The organism is Wenzhouxiangella indolica (assembly GCF_042310355.1).
Taxonomy (GTDB): Bacteria; Pseudomonadota; Gammaproteobacteria; order Xanthomonadales; family Wenzhouxiangellaceae; genus Wenzhouxiangella.
The window spans coordinates 34,754-50,106 of record NZ_JBHJMR010000014.1; the positions used below are offsets into that span (position 1 = coordinate 34,754).

Below are 15,353 nucleotides of genomic sequence, written 5' to 3' on the forward strand. Positions count from 1 at the left end.
CTTCGGATTTCGAGTTTGTTTCGAATTTGGCGCTTGAGATTTGGTGCTTTCCCCGCGCTACGCCGCGGTAGCGGCCTGGCGGATGGTGGCCAGGCGGCGGGCCTGCATCTTGAGGCGGTATTCGAGTTCGCGGTAGCGCGTGGACAGTTCGGTCCGGCGCCACTTGTCACGAATCGCGGCCTTGCCGGCGGTGACGCGATCAGCCTGGACGGCCTGCCACTGCGCCACCGTGTCCTTGAACTGCTGATACTCGCGGTCGAGGGTTTCCGCCCAGCTCATGGCCGACGGGTCGCCGGACAGGCGCTCCTGCAACTCACGGAACTGGACCTGGAGCCGGGCGCGGCGAATCTTGAAGCGCGGCGTGCGCCGCAGTTCGAATGCCAGCCCCATCCATGAGGCCGCGGCGATCAGCCACTTGCCCGGGTCGAACTGCCACCAGCTGATGCCATTGCGGTAGTCCGCCTGGAAGGCGTGATGGAAGTTGTGATAACCCTCACCCCAGGTCAGCAGGGCAACAACGCCGCTGTCGCGCGCCGTGTTGTCGAGGTTGTGATTGCGCTTGCCCAGGGTGTGGGCGAGCGAGTTGATGAAAAACGTGCACTGCTGGGAAAAGGCCAGACGGAAGGCGCCGGCGAGCAGGACCATACCGACGATATCGCCCACGATCCAGCCCAGCAGCAGCGGCAGGCCCAGGTTCATGCCCCAGGTCAGCGGCCAGTAGTGGCGGTGCTGCCACCTCACGATCGGGTCGCGCTCGAGGTCGCGCACCTGGTCGAAGTCGATCTCGCTGGTGGGATAGCGGCGAAGCATCCAGCCCATGTGGGCGTGCCAGAAACCGGACTTGATCGAGTGCGGATCGCGATCGACGTCATCGACATGACGATGATGCACCCGATGGCGCGCGCACCAGATCATGATGGAGTTCTGCAGCGACTGGGCGCCGAATACGGCGAAGAACAGCCTCAGCGGCCAGGCGGCCTTGTAAGTGCGGTGCGACCAGAGTCGATGGTATCCGGCGGTTATGGACAGGCCGCTGAGCACCCAGAAGATCCCGGCAAACAACCAGGTCCATCCACTGAAACCGTAGAACAGGCCCCAAAGCGGCGCGGCGACGAAGCCGAGCACGGCGATGGCGATGAAGAAGGCCAGGTTTTCGTAAACCAGGCCGGGCTTTTGCTGAGTCATATGCTGCGTTGTTTCCTTGGGATTTCGGCTTCGCGTCGTTTCATGGTCGAGCGACCCGCCGAAACCCGAATTACTTGAAAAAGCGGATCGAGAGCGGATAAGGCCAGACTTCGCCCTCGGAAGCCTTGACCCCGCCGATGATCGGGAAGATCAGGCTGAGCAGGCCCAGCGCCATGAGCACGAGGATGCCAAGACCGAAGGCCAGAATGAGGATGCCGCCGATGATGCCGTAGATGAACGCGCTGATCATCCAGTTGAAGATCACGTAGCCGTGCGGCTGCAGGCCCGGAAGATCATCCTTCTTGAGAATGTAGATGACGATCGGAACGATCAGACCCGCCATGGGCACGACCAGGCCCGAGAGCATCGAAAGATGCAGGATCATCGCCCAGGTGTTGGTGTCTTTATCTCCAGCCGTGTCGCCGGACTCCGGGGAATACTCTTCGTTCATCTTGGGCTCCAGGTGATTCGGAATGGCTCGGCCGCGCTACTGGTTCTCGGTAGCGACCGAGATATTGCTGATGCCGACGACGTTGGCCGAATCGAGCACCTGCACCAGGGCATTGGTATTCGCATCCGGGTGTGCCGCGACGATCAGCGGCGACTGCGGGCTCTGGGCGAACTCGCGCTCGAGGTTGGCGCGAATGGCCTCGGGCTCCACGCGGCGCTTGTTGACCGTAACCATGCTGGCCTGGTCGATGCGCACGACGATCGGCAGGTCTTCGTCTTCCTGCACGGTCTTGGTGTCGCTGTCCGACGGCCTCGAGATATCCAGGCCCTGTTCGCGGACGAAGGAGGTGGTCACGATGAAGAAGATCAACATGATGAACACGATGTCGAGCATCGGCGTGATGTTGATCTCGGCTTCTTCCTCTGGGCGATGGCGTCTACGCATTTTGCAACGAAATCTCTGGCGAAAAACTGTAAGGTGACGAGAATACCGCAGGGACACCCCCTGCGCCAACTCCGGTTCAGGATTTTTTGTCGTTTCGGGTGGGTCGTTCCCAGTCGGGCACGCTGCGCTGCCGGGTCCTGGCGAGGGTAAGCTGGCCGTCGGGCGCATCCGAGGCAATCACGCTCCCGGCGCCGATTGTGGCATCACTCCCTATTCTGACAGGCGCGACCAGCGAAGAGTTCGATCCGATGAAGGCCCGGTCACCGATCACGGTTTGGTGCTTGTTGGCGCCGTCGTAGTTGCAGGTGATCGTGCCGGCACCGATGTTCGCATCTTTACCGACCTCGGCGTCGCCGATGTAGCTCAGGTGCGAGGCCTTGGCGCCAGCGGCCAGTTTCGCCTTCTTGGTCTCGACGAAGTTGCCCACCTTCACCCCCGCCGCCAGTTCGGTGCCCGCGCGCAGGCGCGCAAACGGCCCGACCGAGCAGGCGCCGGTCGTGCGCACGCCCTCGAGCACGCTCATCGGCTCGATCCGGGTGCCGGCGGCCAGGTCACAGCCGCGCACCACGCAGCCGGGCCCGATCACGACGCCGTCACCGAATCGATTGTGCCCTTCGAGAACCACGTTGACATCGATACAGACATCGCGGCCGCTGTACACCGGGCCGCGCACCTGAACCGATTCGGGATCGAGCAGCGTAACACCGTCGTCCAGCAGCGACGCGCGGGCGCGACGCTGGAAGACTTGCTCGAGCTCGGCAAGCTGGGCGCGGTCATTGGCGCCGAGCAACTCATCGGCGTGCTCTGCCACGACCGCGTCCACGCGTCGGCCCTCATCGGCCGCGTGTGCGATGCAGTCAGTCAGGTAGTACTCGCCCTGCGCATTGTCGTCGCTGATCCGGTCGATCCAGCCCGACAGCTCGGCCGCCTGGGCGCACAGCACGCCACTATTGACTTCCCGGATACGGCGCTGCTCGTCGCTGGCGTCCTTCTCCTCGCGGATCGCCACCACCCGGCCGTCGCTGCGAACGATTCGTCCGTAGCCGGTGGGATCGTCGGCGAGAAAGCTCAGCACCGCCAGGTCCGCATCGCTGTCGAGCAGTTGCGCCAGCGTGCCGGCGCGAATCAGCGGCATGTCGCCGGGAAGCACCAGCACGCGGGCCGCGGGATCGATCCCCGGCAGCGCCTGCGCCGTGGCATGACCGGTGCCGCGCCGCTCGGACTGCAGCACCCATTCGATGCCCTGCCCGTCGAGCTCGCCACGAACCTGATCGGCTCCCGCACCGATGACGACACGAATGGCGCCGGGCTCCAGCGCCCTCACCGCATCGACCAGATGCTGCAGCATGGCCTGCCCGCCGACCGGCTGCAGCACTTTCGGCCGGGCCGAGTTCATGCGCTTGCCTTCGCCGGCGGCGAGGATGATCACTTCCAGCATTGAAAACCACTACCCCTAGAAATCTGACGGCCAGTATATCGCTCGATGCGGAGCTCCGAGCCTGGGTTTCAGGGGGGAAAAGCGTACGGGGGCGATTTCAGAATAAAAAAGGCCCCGGGCGAGGGAGGACCCGGGGCCTGTACTCGGATCCGGTTTGGGGACTGTAACCGAATCCTCTTGGTTCGCCTAGGGAGGGAAGCGAACCAATACCATGCGCATGGTAATTAATCAGACCGGAGGCCACGCGCAAAAGTTCCAGAAATTCCGCCAATTTTCGAAAAAATTTTTTCCCTTTAAAATCAGTGGTTTAGTGAGCGGCTTCCCAATCAGGCCCGCTATTGGCTTCGACCAGCAATTCAACGTCGAGTTTCGCGGCATTCTGCATGCGCTCGACGACCCCCCGGCGTACCGATTCCAGCGCCTGTTCATCGACTTCCAGTATGAGTTCGTCGTGCACCTGCATGACCAGCCGGGCGGGCACGTCCTCGCCCTGGATCCAGTCGTCGACGTCGATCATGGCGCGCTTGATGATGTCGGCCGCCGTGCCCTGCATGGGGGCGTTGATGGCCGCGCGCTCGGCCGCCTGGCGGCGCTGCCCGTTGCGTGAGCGAATCTCGTCGGCCCACAGGCGTCGCCCGAACAGGGTTTCCACGTAGCCCTGTTCGCGGGCGCGCTGGCGAATGTCTTCCATGAAGTCGCGCACGCCGGTGTAGCGGTCGAAATAGCGGTCGATGTATTCCTGCGCCTCGTTGCGGGGCAACTCGAGCTGGCGCGACAGGCCCCAGGCGCTCATGCCGTACATCAGGCCGAAATTGATCGCCTTGGCCGCGCGTCGCCGGTTGTCGTCGACGTCGTCGACGGCCAGGCCGAACACCTCGGCGGCCGTGGCGCGGTGAATGTCCTCGCCGTCGGCAAAGGCGGCGAGCAGGCGCTCGTCGCCCGACAGATGCGCCATGATGCGAAGCTCGATCTGCGAGTAGTCGGCGGCCAGCAGCACCGTGCCCTCGGGCGCGATAAAGGCCTTGCGGATGCGCCGCCCCTCGGGCGTGCGGATCGGAATGTTCTGCAGGTTGGGGTCGGTCGAGGACAGCCGGCCGGTCGCGGCGACCGCCTGGTGGTAGTGGGTGTGGATGCGTCCGGTGCGGGCATGGATCCGCTCGGGCAGGCGGTCGGTGTAGGTGTTCTTGAGCTTGGCCAGGCCGCGATGCTCGAGGATCAGCTTGGGCAGCTCGTGGCCTTCGATGGCCAGTTCCTGCAACACGTCTTCGGCCGTGGAAGGCTGCCCCTTGGGCGTCTTGCGCTTGACCGGCAGGCCGAGCTGGTCGAACAGGATTTCCTGCAGCTGCTTGGGCGAGCCCAGGTTGAATTCCCGGCCGGCCTCTTCGAAGGCCGCATCGACCAGCTGGTCGAGACGCTTTTCGAGCTCGCGGCTCTGCTTGACCAGCACATCGGCGTCCAGCGCCACGCCGGTGCGCTCCATGCGCGCCAGAACCGGGATGAGCGGAATCTCCAGCTCGCGGTAGACGCGGCTGGGCCCCTCGAGCTTCTCGAGCTTCGGCCACAGGTGCTCGTGCAGCGCCAGGGTCACTTCGGCGTCCTCGCCGGCGTATTCGGCGGCGGTGGCGACCGGCACCTGGTCGAAGGTCACCTGGCTCTTGCCCTTGCCGGCCACCGCTTCATAGGACGTCGTCTGGCGGCCCAGATAGCGCGTGGCCAGGGAGTCCATGTCGTGGCGCGTGCCCGAGGAGTGGTAGGTGTAGGACTCGAGCATGGTGTCGTGCCGGATGCCCCCGAGCCGAATGCCGGCGCGTTCGAGCACGTTGAGGTCGTATTTCAGGTGCTGGCCGACCTTGGGCCGCTCCTCGTCCTCGATGATGCCGCGCAGGGCCTCGATGGCTTCCTCGGCGCTGAACTCGTTGTTCTGGTCGGCGTGCGCCAGCGGCACGTACCAGGCCTTGCCCGCCTCGACGGCGAAGGAAAAGCCCACCAGGTCGGCGTCGAGCGGTTCCAGGCTGGTGGTCTCGGTGTCGAAGGCGATCAGCTCGGCCGACTGCAGGGCCTCGACCAGGGCTTCGAGCTGCTTTTTGGTGGTCACCGTCTCGACCTCGAGTTCCCCGCCCGCGCCGCCGTGTTCGCCCTCGCCTTCGCTGTACTGCTTGAGCCAGGTCGAAAAGCCGAAGCGCTTGAGCAGCTCGACCATGCGCTCGCGGTCGGGCTCGGCGCGCTTGAGCGCTTCGAAGCCGCCCTCGAGCTCGACCGAATCGTCGAGTTCGACCAGCTCGCGCGAGAGCCTGAGCTGGTCGAGCCCGCCCCTGAGGTTGTCGCCGATCTTGCCGCCGATCTCGTCGGCGTGCTCAATCACGCCGTCGAGATCACCGTAGGCCTTGAGCCACTTCACCGCCGTCTTGGGCCCGACCTTGTCCACGCCCGGGATGTTGTCCGAACTGTCGCCGACGAGCGCCAGCAGGTCGCCGACGAGTTCCGGACCGACACCGAACTTCTCCTCGACCGCCCCGGGATCGTAGCGCTTGTCCTGCATGGTGTCCTCGAGCACGACGCCGTCGGTGACGAGCTGGGCCAGGTCCTTGTCGCCCGAGGAGATCAGCACCGGCTGGCCGGCCTCCCGAGCCTGTCGGGTGAGCGTGGCGATCACGTCGTCGGCCTCGACGCCCTCGATCACCAGCCGCGGCAGGCCCATGGCGTCGATCAGTTCGTGCAGCGGCTCGATCTGCCCTCTGAGTTCATCCGGCATGGGCGGACGCGTGGCCTTGTAGTCCGCATAGGTCTCGTGCCGGAAGGTCTTGCCCGGGGCGTCGAAGATGACGGCCACGTACTCCGGCTCGTAGTGCTCGAGCATGCGCCGCACCATGTTGGCCACGCCGAAGATCGCACCGGTGGGCTGACCGTCGCCGCTGGTCAGGCTGGGCAGCGCGTGAAACGCCCGGTACAGGTAGGACGAGCCATCGACGAGGCAGAGTTGGAACGGGTGGGTCATGACGAGCAGTTCGCAGCCGGTTGAAGGAGTCCGCACATGGTACTACTCCCGGCCGGCGGGGCTGCGTCCCGGCGCTTGCCCGGCCAGCACTTCGACGATTCGATCTTCCAGCCCCCGTTCGCCCCCGGCGAGTTCGCGGGTCATGCGCTCGCGATCCCAGTCGAGCACGATGCGGCCCTCGAGCAGCACCAGGACATGATCATGGAGGGATTCGACCACGGCCAGGTCGTGGGTCGCCATCAGGATGCTGCAGCCATGCTCGCCGCTCAGCTTCTTCAGCCAGCGCTTGAGCGCCAGTGCGCTGACGGGGTCGAGGGCATTGAGCGGTTCGTCGAGCAAGATCAACGGCGGAGGGCCGATCAGGGCCAGCAAGACCGAGACTTTCTGCCGGGTTCCGAGTGAACAGGCCATCAGCCATTCGTCCATCCAGGCGCTCAGGCCCAGGTCTTCGGCCTGCTGCCAGGTCGCCTCGGGCACCGCCGGCAAGCCGCGGCTGCTGGAGAACAACTCGAGACACTGGCGCGGCGTGAGCAGGCCGGGCAGCGCCTCCTGGGCCACCATGTAGCCAAGTCGCTGCCGGGCCTCGCGGGTATGCGAGTCGAGCGAGGCGCCGCAGACTCGAACGGAGCCGGCCGCCGGGGGGCGGAGCCCCGCCACGGTGGCCAGGAGCGTACTCTTGCCGCTGCCGTTGGGACCGATCAGGGCGGCACGCGCTCCGGGCTTCACGACGAGGTCGATGTTGCTCAGCACCTCGCGCCGCCCCAGGTCCACCGAGAGGCCGTCGATTTCCAGAATTCGATTCACGATACCTCCCTGCCGGCGCGGCGCAGCAGCCACGCGATCAGCACGCACCAGCCAACCGGCGCCATGAACGGTGCGCTCTGCGAGAACGTCAGCCAGACCAGCAGGACGGCCGCCGAGCGCAGTCCCGCAAAGCGCGCTTCGTGCCGCCAGGCCAGCGCGGTGGCCAGGTTGAGGCTCAGCACGCCGAACAGCCCCAGGCCGGCGACGACGGCGCCGGGGAAAGATAGGCCCACCGCGGCCAGCACCAGAACCGCCGCCAGCATGACGGCCAAAGCGGTCATCAGCGGCAGCCCGGAGACCTGGCGAATGAAGGCCCAGGGTGCTACCGGCAGCGCCCGAACCAGTCTGCTGGCCTGGAAGATGACCTGCAGGGTCGAGGACCACAGCTGGATGAGCTGCAGAAAGAACAGTCCGATAACCAGGGCGATGCCGACCTGGAGCGCGGAGGCGCCGGCCGGCATCAGGATAATGAGAAAGCCCAAGGACCAGCGCATGCCGGCTCGCCAGCAGCAGCTCCGGTAGTGCACCCATTGCCAGTAGGTCAGGATCGGAACGCTGTCGCGGGCCCTCGATACAGCCGGAGCGCGCGACACGGAGGATCGAGCGCTTCCGCGGCCCCGTCGCGCCAGCCCCGGCGCCAGCAGGGCGGCCAGGACCGGCGCCCCGACGGGCACGAGCCAGGCGACCGGCGTCGAGGTCACTTCCGGAGCAGCGTGTCGATAAACCGCGGCGACCGCCAGCGCCAGACCAAGCGACTCGAGCGCGGCCAGCCCCCAGCGACGCCGACGCGACCAGCGGTGCATGGCCCGCGGCATCTGCGGCAAGGCGGACAGCCAACCCGACCGCGCCTGATCGAGCTCGCGGCGGGTCGGCGGCACCTGGCTTGCCAGGCAAAGCAGGAAGACGGCCGCTCCCGACACGGCGGCGTGATCGGTCAGCCAGGCTGACAGGGTGTCCGCGTGCCGAGCCAGGGCGCCCGCAAGCAACGCCACGACCAGCGCCAGGGCGACCAGGCATGCAGCGGCCAGAAGGCTCGACAGGACCGGCCGGGACAGGAAATCGCGGACCAGGTTGACCCGCATGAATCGCCGCGATGCACGCACGGGATCATCGGCCGGACTCGGAAGAATCTTGAAATTGGGCATCCAATCCAGACTACGCCTTGGGCGCGCTCGTCGCCCGTGCCGATCGTCACGAAGCCGGTGCGCCGCCCGGATTCCTCGCCCTCTGGTAGACTCGAACAACACCTTGCCAAGAGGCCGCCCACCATGCGATATGCCCTGTTGATTCCGAGCCTGCTTCTGGCCTGGCCGGCCCTGGCCCAGGACGAGGCGCCGCCGTCCGACGCACCGCCGCCACCCCCGATTCGCGAGCCGATGCCACCGAAGGTGCAAGATCCCGACGAGCAGATCCAGCCGCAGGTGGTCATCCGGCGCGAGGACGACCGGATCGTGGAGGAATACTCTTCCGGCGGGTCCGTCTACATGATCCGCGTCACGCCGCTCGACGGCGGGCCGTCGTACTACCTGGTCGATTCCGACGGCGACGGTGTCATGGACGATCGCCACGACGGCATGGATCCGGTCAAGCCGGCGTACTGGAAGATCGCCGAATGGTGATTTTTTGGTTGGCTGGTTAGCTGGTTGGCTGGTTGGCTGGTTAGCTGGTTGGCTGGTTAGCTGGTTGGCTGGTTAGCTGGTTGGCTGGTTAGCTGATCGGCCAGAGTCAGGAAACCCTCCAGTGGCACCGTCTCGGCCCGAGCCGTGGGGTCGATGCCGGCGGATTCGATCGCTTTCTCGTCCAGTAGCCCCTTGAGGGCGTTGCGCAGGGTTTTGCGGCGTTGGCCGAAGGCGTGGCGGACGACGTCTTCTAACTGCGGCAGGCGGGCCAGCATGTTGTCGTCGAGCGCTTTCGGGATCATGCGGATGATGGCCGAGTCGACTTTCGGCGGCGGTCGGAAGGCACCCGGGGGCACGTTGAACAGTCGTTCCATGCGGCAATGAAAGGACGCCATCACGGACAGGCGGCCGTACTGCTTCGAACCGGGCCCGGCAACCAGCCGGTCGACGACTTCCTTTTGCAGCATGAAATGCATGTCCGTGATCACGTCGCGCCACCCGAACAGGTGAAACATGATCGGCGTGGAGATGTTGTAGGGCAGGTTGCCGACCACGCGCATGCCGGCTCCGGCCAGCGCGGCCAGGTCGACGGCCAGCACGTCGGCCTGGATCACTTCGAGCCGCTCCGGAAAGCCCAGGCGCTCGGGCAGGGCCGCGGCCAGGTCGCGATCGAGTTCGATCACCGTCACCCGCGCGCCAGCGTCGAGCAAGGGGCCGGTCAGCACGCCCTCGCCCGGCCCGATCTCGATGATGTGATCCGCTTGCTTCGGCCGGATGACCGAAACCAGTTTGCCGATGATGCCGGCATCGTGGAGAAAGTGCTGGCCGAAGCGCTTGCGCGGCCGGTGCGGTTTCATCCAGTGCGGCCCGAACCGGTCGGGCGCTGCATGCCGCGCGCCATGTTGATGGCGGCGCTGAGGCTGCCGGAGTCGGCCCGCCCCGTCCCGGCCACATCCAGCGCGGTTCCGTGATCGACCGAGGTGCGAATGAAGGGCAGGCCCAGCGTCACGTTGACGGCATGGCCGAAGCCGACGTGCTTGAGCACCGGCAGACCCTGGTCGTGGTACATGGCCAGGACAGCGTCGAACTCCCGCAGCCGGTCGGGCACGAAGGCGGTATCGGCCGGCAGCGGGCCGGTCAAGGCCATTTTCGGCGACAGTCGCTCGATCACCGGCTCGATGATCTCGATTTCCTCGCGACCGAGGTGGCCGCCCTCGCCGGCATGCGGGTTGAGCCCGAGCACGGCGATACGCGGGCGTGCCAGGCCGAACTGCTGCTGCAGACCGGCGTTAAGGATCTCGAGCGTGCGCGTCAGGCGCTCGGCCGTGATGGCATCGGGTACCTGCTTCAGGGGCAGGTGCGTGGTCGCCAGGGCCACCCGCACCCGGCCGGCTGCGAGCAGCATCACCACCTGCTCGATCCCGGCCTGCGCGGCGAGGAACTCGGTGTGCCCGCTGAACGCCACACCCGCCTCGTTGATCACGCCCTTGTGCACCGGCCCGGTGACCAGGCCGTGCACCCGGCCCGCCATGCAGTGGCCGGCGGCCAGGCGAAGGCACTCGAGCACGTATTCGGCGTTGGCCGGGTCGGTTCTGCCGGGCTCGACCGGGCGCGCGAGCTTGACCGGCAGGCAGCGAATGCCGCCAGTGGCGCCGGCCTCGATCGAGTCGAGCACCTGCACCGACGTATCCAGGTCGAGATCGGCAATCGTGCGATCAAGCAGATCGGGGTCGGCGACCAGGATCAGGCCGGGATCGAGCGCCGCGGCCCGGCAGGCCAGCTCGGGTCCGATGCCGGCCGGCTCCCCGGGCGTCAGGATCAGTTGCTCGAGGGCCATGGCGTGCGTTGTCTAAAGCCGGATTTCGACGAACGATTCGCTGCGCAACTGGCGCATGAACCGGTCCAGCTCTTCCTGGGATTTCTGCTGCGAGAGCATCTCGCGCGCTTCGGAGCGACGGACCTCGTCGGTGCGGTCGGTCTGGCGAACGTCGAGCAGCTTGACCAGGTGCCAGCCGCGCTGGCTCTGGAAAGGCTCACTGACCTCACCCGGCTCGAGCGAATCGACGGCCTCCTGGATCGGCTGGCCATAGCCGCCGGCGGGGAACCAGTCCAGCAGGCCGCCGAGGTTGGCGGTCGACTGCTCACTGGAATACTCGCGCGCCAGCTCGGCGAAGTCCTCGCCCTGCTCGATGCGCTGCTTGATGTCCTGGATCTGCTCGCGCGCTCTCTCGGGCGAGACCAGTTCCGAAGGGCTGATCACCAGGTGGCGGGCGCGATACTCCTCGATCATGACTTCGCTTCGCTCTCGCTCGTCGCGCAACTTGAGAATCACGAACCCGGCAGAGGTGCGCAGCGGCTCGGTGATCTCGCCAGGCTCCAGATCAGCGACGGCATCGGCAAACACGCTCGGCAGGGCGCTGGCGTTGCGCCAGCCCACGTCGCCGCCCTCGAGGGCATCCGGCCCCTGGGAATAGCTGATCGCGGCCGCCGCGAAGGCCATGCCGTCGTCGATCCGCTGAACCACCTCCTGTGCACGCGATTGCGCCTCGCGCACCGCGTCCGGGCCGGCCGAGTCGGGTACGGAGATGACGATCTGCGACAGCAGGTATTCCTGGCTGCTGAACTGCTCGGAAGCGAGCATGATATCGATCTCGGTCTCGCTGATCGGGTCCATCGAATTGACCACGCGCTGCTGCAACCTGGAGGTCACGATCTCGTTGCGAATCTCGCGCCGGAATTCCTCGAAGTCGATCCCGTCCTGCTCGAGCACCTGGCGCAGCTGCGACAGCGGCAGGTCGTTCTGCTGCGCGACGCGGTTGAGGGCGTTGTCGACATCCGAATCGGACACCCGGATGCCGGTCTGCTCGGCGCGCTGAACCTGCAGGCGCTGCATGATCAGGCGCTCGAGCACCTGTTCTTCCATGACGTTGCGCGGCGGCATGCTCTCGCCGCGGGCGCGCACCTGCTGCCCGATGGCGTCGATGGCCTGGTCGAGTTCACTCTGGAGAATCACGTCTTCCTCGACCAGCGCGACGATGCTGTCGATGGGCTCGCCCTCGGTCTGGGCGAGCGCCGCGAGCGGCAGCAGCATCATGACGGCGAGGGTTCGAATCATTGCCTGTTTCATTGCAAATCAGTGTCCTTGAAAATGATGTTCGTGCCTGTCACCGCCAGGACGGGCCGGTGAACAATTGATAGGGCGCTCGGCCGATGCTGCCCAGGCCCTTGAGCTCGAGCTCGACGAAGAACGCGGTGCGCTTGTCCGATTCGCGATCGCGAACCCATTCCCGGGCCGTGAAGCGAAGCGACCAGCAGCAGCTGTCGTACTCGATACCACCGAGCACTTCCAGTGTCTCATTTTCCTCGAATGAATACGTTACGCGGCCGATAAGATTGAGCTCATCGTTGATCGGGTAGCGAAAACGCATGTCCGCCTGGTCGACGCGATCACGGCGGAAACGGTATCCCAGCGCGACCTGGCGAGCATCCCGACCCTGCCAGTTGAGACCGAATCGCGCAACTTCGGTTTCATCGACCTCGTCGTCCCACTGCAGGCCGGCACTGAGCGCCAGCTGCCGCGCCGGCCGCCAGGTCATCTCCGCCACGGTGGCCGAACGGGAGCGCCGGTCCGGCTCGGCCTGGTCGAGCTGCACGCGCAGATCGCGGAAATAGACGATCTGTCCGACGCTCGCTTCGAGTCGGCTGAACCCGTCGTCGGCCTCCAGCAGCCGCGAGGTCAAGGCCAGCGTGAGCTGATTGGCGTCACCCTGGCGGTCGGGGCCGCTGAATCGATTGTAGTGGAACAGCTGGGTGAAGCCGAAGGTCAGCTCGCGCGTATCGAAATCCGGATAGTCGGCCTGGTCGCGGTAGGGCACGTAGAGGTAGTAGAGCCTCGGCTCCAGGGTCTGGATGCGGCCGCTGGACAGTTCCCGCTCGAAGGCCATGCCGGCATCGACGGTGGCGATCGGCGTGGTTCGCGTCAGGCTCGAAGCACCGGCCCCGTCGAGCTCGTAGGCCGTCGAGCGCAGGCCGACAGCGGGACGGATGTGCCATCCCGGCGCCACCAGGTCGTAGTGCAGTCGCGGAAACAGATCGACCCGCGCGCCGGTGGTGCCGACATCGCGTTCAAAGTAGACCGCCTCGCCGTCGAGGGAGAACCGGAACCGTCCGGGCAGCGGGCGATCGACATCGACCATGGCACGCGGCAGGCGGCGGTAGGGCTCCCGCGTCGGGCCCACGCTTTCGTCGAGCACCTGGAACGAGTCGGCCTGGACCTCCACCGACCAGTAACGCCCCGATCCACGCAGGCTGGCCGAAGAACGCAGGAACTGGATGGCGGAGTCGCGCAGGTCGCTGCCGAGATCGATGAAATACTCGTCGTCGCTGGCCCGCCGCAGGTCGAGCGCCGCCAGCCAGCCGGGAGCGGGCTTGTAGCGGTAGTCGAATTCGCCGTAGTAGCGGCCCTCCTCGGTGCGTCGGTCCTCGGGCAGCCAGTCGATGCGGAATTCACCGGCCTGCCGTGGCGTGAGAAAGCGATGCTCCAGCCCGAGCAGGGCGCCGCGCTTTTCGATCCAGCGCGCGGTCAGGGTGGCGTCCTGGTTGGGCGCGATGTTCCAGTACCAGGGCACGGAAACGTCGAAGCCGTCGTCGGCCGAGTAGCCGAATCCGGGATAGAGGAAGCCGCTCTTGCGACGATCGTCGAGCGGGAAACTCAGCCAGGGCGAGTACAGCAGCGGGAAGCCCTTGAACGTCAGCCGGGCGTTGCGGGCCGTTCCGACGCCCCGCTCGAGATCCATGTCGACGCTGGAAGCCTTCAGCTGCCAGTCCGTCTGCTCCGGCGGGCAGGTGGTGAAGTCGAAGCCTTCCAGCCGCGCGTGGTCGGGGTCGCTGAGCATCACGGAAGCGGCCGATCCGCGCGCCGTGGTGCCGGGGATCGCGTAACTGGCAGCCTCGAAGCGCCCGCTGCGGCCGCGGGTGTCGTAGGTCGCATTGGTCGCATCGACGTTGAGCCTCGGTCCACTGTAGAGCAGCCAGCCGGGAATACGCACGCTGCCGGTCGCGGGATCGTAGATCAGCTCGTCGGTTTCGAGCTGTTGCTGGCCCTGCTGCAGCCGCACGTCGTCGAGAAAGCGAACCTCCTCACCCGGCTGCGCCTGGAAACTCGCGGCCTGGATATCCGTCGCGCCCGTCTCGGCCCCGGGCGGGACCTCGGGAATGCGAAGCGGCGCCGGCGGCGGGCAGGCCATGGGCGCCTGCACCTCGCCATGGGCCGGCGAGGTGACCTGGGCCAGCGCCAGCGCGATCGCTGCAGACAGCAGGTAATGCGAGGACAATTCGAATTCCGTCGACGAAATAGCCGGTTAAGTTTGCACATCCCCCGCAATTGTTCAATGGCCGCCCTCGAGAAATTGCGCGCGTTCGGCCCGATCGGCCTCGGCCAGCGCCCGGGCACGCTCGTACAGACAGGGCAACCGGGCCTCGCACTCGCCCCGGTAGAGCGACTCGAAGGCAGCCACGCCCGACTCGTAGGTGGCCACCAGCGCGAGGTGGGCATTGTTGATCTCGCGAGCGACCCAGGCCTCGATGCGCCGACTGCCCTGCGCGCCGGCCAGCGCGCGAAGATCGTCTCGCAGGCGCTCGAACTCGCGCTGCTTCGCCGCCTCCAGCCGCGCGGCATCGCCGCCTTGTTCATAGACCGTGGCCAGGCGCTCGCGCGCGGCCAGCAACACCTCGGTCAACTGCCGGTCGAGCGCCTGATCGTCCCGCCAGCGGGCCAGGGCCGAGGGCTGGCCCCGCTCGGCCAGCCAGCGGCGGGCACCCAGGCGCCCCACGAAGGTCGCCAGCGCCTCGTTGAACGCCGTGTCGCCGCTCACATACAGCATCTCGTGGGTCAGCTCGTGAAAGATCAGTTCCGCCAGGCTCGCCTCGGGCAGCTCGAGCATGCTGTCGAGCACCGGGTCGGCAAACCAGCCCAGGGTGGAATAGGCCGTGGCCGGGAACACCGCCACGTCATGGTCCTCGGCCGCCAGCGCCACGGCCAGGGCCTCGGCGCGCTCGCGCCGGAAAAAACCGCGGTAGGCGAGACAACCAACCAGCGGGTAACACCAGGTTTCGGGCTCGATCGAATACGCCGGCGTGGCCACGACGTTCCACAACGGCGCGTCTCGTTCGAGATCCGCGTAGAGCGTGTAACTGCGGCTGTCGGGCAGGCCCAGTACCTCGATGGCGAACGCGCGGATATCGAGCACGGTTGCCAGGCGCTCGCGCAGGCGCGGCGAGGTGGCCGGATCTTCCATCAGTTCTGCGATATCCTCGCGCTTGGCCAGGATCTCGATCTGGCCGCGGGCGGCCTGCCCGTACCAGGCCACCGTGGCACAGCCGGCCAGCCCCGACAGCAGCGCCAACAGGAGCAGCAAC

13 protein-coding genes are annotated in these 15,353 nt (G+C 66.4%); 1 reads left to right on the forward strand and 12 read right to left on the reverse strand.

Annotation, left to right across the window (positions count from 1 at the left end; genetic code table 11):
* Nucleotides 1-57: 57 nt before the first annotated feature.
* From ACDC67_RS13190 to ACDC67_RS13220, 7 genes are all read right to left on the reverse strand, one after another.
* On the reverse strand, nucleotides 58-1,185 hold the full coding sequence (locus ACDC67_RS13190) for an acyl-CoA desaturase (protein ID WP_376693850.1): 1,128 nt from the start codon (nucleotides 1,183-1,185) through the stop codon (nucleotides 58-60).
* Nucleotides 1,186-1,255: 70 nt separating this feature from the next.
* Nucleotides 1,256-1,636: a DUF4870 domain-containing protein gene (locus ACDC67_RS13195; RefSeq protein WP_376693852.1), complete on the reverse strand. Its 381-nt coding sequence runs from the start codon at nucleotides 1,634-1,636 to the stop codon at nucleotides 1,256-1,258.
* Between the two features lie 36 nt (nucleotides 1,637-1,672).
* Nucleotides 1,673-2,080 (reverse strand): ExbD/TolR family protein, encoded by a 408-nt coding sequence (locus tag ACDC67_RS13200; protein ID WP_376693854.1) that lies wholly within the window; start codon nucleotides 2,078-2,080, stop codon nucleotides 1,673-1,675.
* A gap of 76 nt (nucleotides 2,081-2,156) precedes the next feature.
* A complete protein-coding gene (gene glmU / locus ACDC67_RS13205) occupies nucleotides 2,157-3,518 on the reverse strand; it encodes a bifunctional UDP-N-acetylglucosamine diphosphorylase/glucosamine-1-phosphate N-acetyltransferase GlmU (protein ID WP_376693856.1) in 1,362 nt (453 codons plus the stop codon).
* A gap of 307 nt (nucleotides 3,519-3,825) precedes the next feature.
* Entirely contained in the window at nucleotides 3,826-6,513 is a 2,688-nt protein-coding gene (gene polA, locus ACDC67_RS13210; protein WP_376693910.1) for a DNA polymerase I, read from the reverse strand.
* A 42-nt stretch (nucleotides 6,514-6,555) separates the two neighbouring features.
* Nucleotides 6,556-7,317: an ABC transporter ATP-binding protein gene (locus tag ACDC67_RS13215; RefSeq protein ID WP_376693858.1), complete on the reverse strand. Its 762-nt coding sequence runs from the start codon at nucleotides 7,315-7,317 to the stop codon at nucleotides 6,556-6,558.
* A complete protein-coding gene (locus tag ACDC67_RS13220; protein WP_376693860.1) occupies nucleotides 7,314-8,462 on the reverse strand; it encodes a hypothetical protein in 1,149 nt (382 codons plus the stop codon). The genes ACDC67_RS13215 and ACDC67_RS13220 overlap by 4 nt, the downstream gene beginning before the upstream one ends.
* Nucleotides 8,463-8,585: 123 nt before the next feature.
* On the opposite strand from ACDC67_RS13220, the gene ACDC67_RS13225 reads away from it, so the two are divergent.
* Nucleotides 8,586-8,936 (forward strand): DUF2782 domain-containing protein, encoded by a 351-nt coding sequence (locus ACDC67_RS13225; RefSeq protein ID WP_376693861.1) that lies wholly within the window; start codon nucleotides 8,586-8,588, stop codon nucleotides 8,934-8,936.
* A gap of 56 nt (nucleotides 8,937-8,992) precedes the next feature.
* On the opposite strand, the gene rsmA is transcribed toward ACDC67_RS13225, so the two are convergent.
* Genes rsmA through ACDC67_RS13250 form a run of 5 tightly spaced genes read right to left on the reverse strand, consistent with a single transcriptional unit; the run spans nucleotide 8,993 to nucleotide 15,352 of the window.
* Nucleotides 8,993-9,793, reverse strand: a complete 801-nt coding sequence (gene rsmA / locus ACDC67_RS13230) for a 16S rRNA (adenine(1518)-N(6)/adenine(1519)-N(6))-dimethyltransferase RsmA (RefSeq protein WP_376693863.1) — start codon at nucleotides 9,791-9,793, stop codon at nucleotides 8,993-8,995.
* Nucleotides 9,790-10,773: a 4-hydroxythreonine-4-phosphate dehydrogenase PdxA gene (pdxA, locus tag ACDC67_RS13235; RefSeq protein WP_376693865.1), complete on the reverse strand. Its 984-nt coding sequence runs from the start codon at nucleotides 10,771-10,773 to the stop codon at nucleotides 9,790-9,792. Before pdxA ends, rsmA begins: the two co-directional genes overlap by 4 nt.
* A 12-nt stretch (nucleotides 10,774-10,785) precedes the next feature.
* Nucleotides 10,786-12,051 (reverse strand): peptidylprolyl isomerase, encoded by a 1,266-nt coding sequence (locus ACDC67_RS13240; protein ID WP_376693867.1) that lies wholly within the window; start codon nucleotides 12,049-12,051, stop codon nucleotides 10,786-10,788.
* A 49-nt stretch (nucleotides 12,052-12,100) separates the two neighbouring features.
* On the reverse strand, nucleotides 12,101-14,269 hold the full coding sequence (locus ACDC67_RS13245) for an LPS-assembly protein LptD (protein ID WP_376693869.1): 2,169 nt from the start codon (nucleotides 14,267-14,269) through the stop codon (nucleotides 12,101-12,103).
* A 54-nt stretch (nucleotides 14,270-14,323) separates the two neighbouring features.
* On the reverse strand, nucleotides 14,324-15,352 hold the full coding sequence (locus ACDC67_RS13250; RefSeq protein ID WP_376693871.1) for an aminopeptidase: 1,029 nt from the start codon (nucleotides 15,350-15,352) through the stop codon (nucleotides 14,324-14,326).
* Nucleotide 15,353 lies beyond the last annotated feature (1 nt).